The organism is Pseudonocardia sp. NPDC049154 (genome assembly GCF_040648315.1).
Classification (GTDB): Bacteria; Actinomycetota; Actinomycetes; order Mycobacteriales; family Pseudonocardiaceae; genus Pseudonocardia.
Genome location: NZ_JBEZDN010000153.1, coordinates 13,924 through 18,362 on the forward strand (window position 1 = coordinate 13,924; position 4,439 = coordinate 18,362).

Annotated in this window: 5 protein-coding genes; 2 read left to right on the forward strand and 3 right to left on the reverse strand. The window is 69.5% G+C overall.

The annotated features are described in order from the left end of the window. Window positions 1-116: 116 nt before the first annotated feature. From AB0B41_RS38585 to AB0B41_RS38595, 3 genes are all read right to left on the reverse strand, one after another. Window positions 117-1,406 carry a hydroxyacid-oxoacid transhydrogenase gene (locus AB0B41_RS38585; RefSeq protein ID WP_358211983.1) on the reverse strand — a complete coding sequence of 430 codons (1,290 nt, stop codon included), beginning with the start codon at window positions 1,404-1,406 and terminating at the stop codon, window positions 117-119. Next, the gene (locus tag AB0B41_RS38590) at window positions 1,403-2,215 is read right to left on the reverse strand and encodes an N-acyl homoserine lactonase family protein (RefSeq protein WP_358211984.1); all 813 of its coding nucleotides are present in this window, start codon (window positions 2,213-2,215) and stop codon (window positions 1,403-1,405) included. Before AB0B41_RS38590 ends, AB0B41_RS38585 begins: the two co-directional genes overlap by 4 nt. 106 nt (window positions 2,216-2,321) lie before the next feature. After that, window positions 2,322-3,047 carry a GntR family transcriptional regulator gene (locus AB0B41_RS38595; protein ID WP_358211985.1) on the reverse strand — a complete coding sequence of 242 codons (726 nt, stop codon included), beginning with the start codon at window positions 3,045-3,047 and terminating at the stop codon, window positions 2,322-2,324. 225 nt (window positions 3,048-3,272) lie between these two features. On the opposite strand from AB0B41_RS38595, the gene AB0B41_RS38600 reads away from it, so the two are divergent. Both AB0B41_RS38600 and AB0B41_RS38605 read left to right on the forward strand, forming a co-directional pair. Continuing rightward, window positions 3,273-3,605: an ANTAR domain-containing protein gene (locus AB0B41_RS38600; RefSeq protein WP_358211986.1), complete on the forward strand. Its 333-nt coding sequence runs from the start codon at window positions 3,273-3,275 to the stop codon at window positions 3,603-3,605. A gap of 2 nt (window positions 3,606-3,607) precedes the next feature. Beyond that, the coding region (locus AB0B41_RS38605; protein WP_358211987.1) for a 1,4-dihydroxy-2-naphthoyl-CoA synthase at window positions 3,608-4,439 on the forward strand (832 nt) is incomplete at its 3' end.

A 4,439-nucleotide genomic window follows, 5' to 3' on the forward strand; every position in this document is an offset into this window, starting at 1 on the left:
ACCGGTAAATTCTTCCCCCCACCAACCATCTAAATTTCTACCGGGCGCCGCGGGCGCCCCCCCCCCCCCCAAACCCCCCCCCCCCCCGCCGCTCGTTCAACGGGGGTGGTGCGTGTTCACCAGTTCTCGATGGACTTCGTGAGGATGTCGGCGATGTCGTCCTCGCTCGGGGTCCGCGGGCACGTCGCGAGCAGGCGCTGCTGCTTCATCGTGCCGGGCACGAGGTCGGGGACGTCCGACTCGGTGTAGCCGACCCCGCCGATCCCGTTCGGGATGCCGATGTCCTGCATCAGCCGCACCAGGACGGACGGCAGCTGCTCCTTGGGGTCGTTGACCTTGTCGGCCCGCGGGTCCATCAGCTCGGCCGCCCGCAGGTGCCGCTCGGGTGCGCTGTCGAAGGAGAACCGGAAGGCCTCCGGCGCGGTGAGCGACACCGACTGGCCGTGCGGGACCATCGGCTCGTCCGGCGGGTAGCCGGCGGGCACGTAGTCCTTGACCATGCCGGCGATCGGGTAGGCGTTGGCGTGCGGGATGTGCACGCCGGAGTTGCCGAAGCCCATGCCGGCGAAGGTCGCCGCCATCATCATGTTCGACCGCGCCTCGACGTCCTCCGTGCCGCGGTGCACGGCCGTGCGGAAGGACTGCGCGATGAGGTTCATCGCCTTCTCGCACCACAGGTCCGACACGGGGTTCGAGCCGCAGTACGTGACCCGCTCCTCGGGCTTCTTGCGGTCGAACGTCGTGTAGTACCGCGCCGTGTAGCTCTCCAGCGCGTGGCAGACGATGTCCATCCCCGCCGACGCCGTGACCTCGGGCGGGAGCGACATGGTGAGCAGGGGGTCGATCACGGCCAGGGTCGGGCGCAGACGCCAGTGGCTGATCCCGGTCTTGACCTTCATCGACAGGATGTCCAGCACGCACATGGCGGTGGACTCCGAGCCCGTGCCCGCCGTCGTCGGCACCGCGATCAGCGGCTTGAGCTGACCCGGCGGCACCTTGGCGTTGCCGATCGGCTTGTTGATGTAGTCCATCAGCTCGCCGGGGTGGCTGGTCAGCAGGTTGATCGCCTTGGCGGTGTCGATCGCCGACCCGCCGCCGACGGCCACGAACCCGTCCCACGGCCCCTGGGCCCGGGCGTACTCGGTGGCCTTGTTCATCGAGTCGTCCGTCGGCTCGACGTGCACGCCGTCGAACACCTCGGACTCGATCTCGTAGCGCTTGAGGTTGTCGGCCAGCCGCTGCGGCGCACCCAGGGCGTTGACCCCGGGGTCCGTGACGATCAGCACCCGTCGCACGCCGTACTGGCTCAGCTCGAAGCCGACCTCGTCGATCGCGCCGGCGCCGAACTTCAGGGGTGGAGCCCCCCAGGTGAAGATCGTCTCCTCGGTCAGTTCGGGCGTGGTCACGTGTACGAGCCTTCCGGTGCCTTCCGCAGCTCCTTGATCTGGTTCGGGTCGTGCCCGAAGATCATCTGCGCGTTGGTCTCCTCCTGGATGCCGCGCAGCTTCTCCACGCTCTGGAACCACTGCTCCAGGTTGTTCACGATCGCCGCGGGCGCCGACGGCGGGCCGTAGCTCTCGCCGCGGTACACCGCGTCCGAGGTGAAGATCATGGTGCCGCTGTCGGGCAGGTCGACCTGCATGGACATGCAGCCGACGGTGTGGCCCGGGGTCTGGATGAGCTTGACGCCGGGCAGCAGCTCGACGTCACCGGACACGGTCTCCCAGTTCAGGCCCTCGTAGTCCGCCTTGAGGTGGGCGCCGTTGAAGTCGCCCTCGAAGTTCAGGGCGAACTCCTTCTCGCGGTCCGAGCACAGCAGCTTCGCGCCGGTGTTCTTGAACATCTGCGCGTTGCCGGCGTGGTCGAAGTGCAGGTGCGAGAGCACCACGTAGTCGATCTCGTCGAGGCCGACGCCCATCTTGTTGAGCTGGGCGTCGAGGTACTCGTCGTCCTCGACCTGGTCGTAGGGGAAGAACTCCTGCAGCCCGGTGGGCTTCCACCGGGTCTCCCAGTCGCTCGGACAGCTGGTGTCCCACAGCAGCTTGCCCTCGTCGGTCTCGACGAGCACGCAGTGCGTCGGGACCTCCGTCCACGTGATCTGGGAGTCCTTCTCGGAGCGGGCACGGATGCTCACCCCGGGCTTGAGCAGCAGGAACGTGAGGTCGGCGTGCATCGCCCCGCACGGGATGACGCTGAGCTTGTTCGCAGTGGCCATCGTGGTCCCTTCGGCACTGGAGGGTCGCGCGCGTCACACGCGCGATTCCCTGGAGACCGTGGCATGTGGCATGCCACTCGTCAACGCATGGCGATATCTCGATCGGTCAGTCCTGGTCACGGGCGGACGCCGTCCAGTCCAGGTCGATGTCGACGGCGGCGAGCCCCGGCCCCAGGTCCGCGCCCGCCTCCTGCGCGATGAGCAGCTCGGCGGTGTGCCGGACGTGCTCGCGCATCGCCTTCGCCGCGCCCTCGGCGTCGCCCGCCTCGATCAGGTCGAGGATCGCCCGGTGCTCGGCGACGATGTCGTCGAGGCTGCGCGACTCGCGGGCGGTCGACACGCCGCGGCGCAGCACCATGTCGCGCAGCCCGTCGACGAACGCGGCCAGGCGCGCGTTGCCCGCGGCCTCGAGCAGGACCCGGTGGAAGCGCCGGTCGTGCTCGAACATCGTGAACTCGTCGTCCGCCTTCGCGGCCTTCTCCATGTGCGCGAACATGCGGCGCAGCTCACGCTTCTGGTTCCCGTCGAGCCGCATGACCGCGCGCCGCACCGCCGGTGGCTCCAGCAGCAGCCGCAGCGCGAAGACCTCCTCCAGGTCGTGCAGGGAGGTCAGCAGGATGCGGACACCGCGGTTGCGCTCGAAGCGCACCATGCCCTGCTGGGCGAGCTTGATCAGCGCCTCGCGGACGGGAGTGCGGGACACCCCGAGCTGGGTGGCGAGGTTCTGCACCGAGTGCAGGCTGCCGGGCGCGAGCTCACCGGTGATCACCGCGGCCCGGAGCGAGGCGAGGACCTGCGCGTTGACGCTCGCGGTCTCGGGGAGCTGCTTCATCCGGTGCCACCCTGCACCGGGGCGAGAGTGGCATGCGACACGTCACCGGTCAATCGGGACGCGCGGCGCCACCCGGCGGACGCGGAGACGCCACCGCGTGGACGTCCAATCTTCCCGGGGTGTCCGCACCGGGGCGCGGCCGCCCACTTGATAACGTCCTCCGGCGCAGGTCCAGCAGCGAGGCCCGCGGTCCCCGGTAGACCGAGACCCGCTGGACAGGTGGACATGCCCGACGACCTCGATCCGTCGCGCCCGGACGAGGCCTCTCGAGAGTCCGCGCTGCTCGAACGCGTCGAGCAGCTCGAGACCGCACTCCGCAGCCGTCCCGCCATCGAACAGGCCAAAGGCATGATCATGATGGTGCACCGCTGCGACGACGAGCAGGCCTTCCGGGTGCTGATCGCCGTCTCCCAGAGCGCCAACCGCAAGCTGCGCGAGGTCGCCGGCGAGATCGTCGAGGCGCTCCCGGCCGACAAGCCGCTCCCGCCCGACATCGCCGCCGCGTTCGACAACGAGGTGCGCAGGCTGCGGGCGGGGGAGCGCGCACTAGATTCGTGAGCGTGACCAGCGCGGCACCCGACTTCGTGTCCGAGACCTTCGATCCCGCGGCCTGGGCGGCCGTGCCGGGGTTCTCGTTCACCGACATCACCTACCACCGGGCGGTGGACTGCGGGGTGGTCCGGATCGCCTTCGACCGCCCCGAGGTCCGCAACGCCTTCCGCCCACACACCGTCGACGAGCTCCACACCGCCCTCGAACACGCCCGCACCACCGCCGACGTCGGCTGCGTGCTGCTCACCGGCAACGGACCCTCCCCACGCGACGGCGGCTGGGCGTTCTGCTCCGGCGGCGACCAACGCATCCGCGGCCGCACCGGCTACCAGTACGCCACCGGCGACACCGCCGACACCGTCGACGCCGGACGCGCCGGACGACTGCACATCCTCGAATGCCAACGCCTGATCCGGTTCATGCCCAAACCCGTCATCGCCGTGGTCAACGGCTGGGCCGCCGGCGGCGGCCACTCCCTGCACGCCGTCGCCGACCTCACCCTCGCCTCCGCCGAACACGCCCGGTTCAAACAAACCGACGCCGACGTCGGCTCCTTCGACGGCGGCTACGGCTCCGCCTACCTCGCCCGCCAGGTCGGCCAGAAGTTCGCCCGCGAGATCTTCTTCCTCGGCCGCACCTACACCGCCCACCAGATGCACCACATGGGCGCGGTCAACGCCGTCTACCCCCACGCCCAACTCGAGGCCGAAGCCCTGCACTGGGGCCGGGAGATCCTCGGCAAATCCCCCCAGGCCCAACGCATGCTCAAATACTCCTTCAACCTCATCGACGACGGCCTCGTCGGCCAACAACTGTTCGCCGGCGAAGCCACCCGGCTGG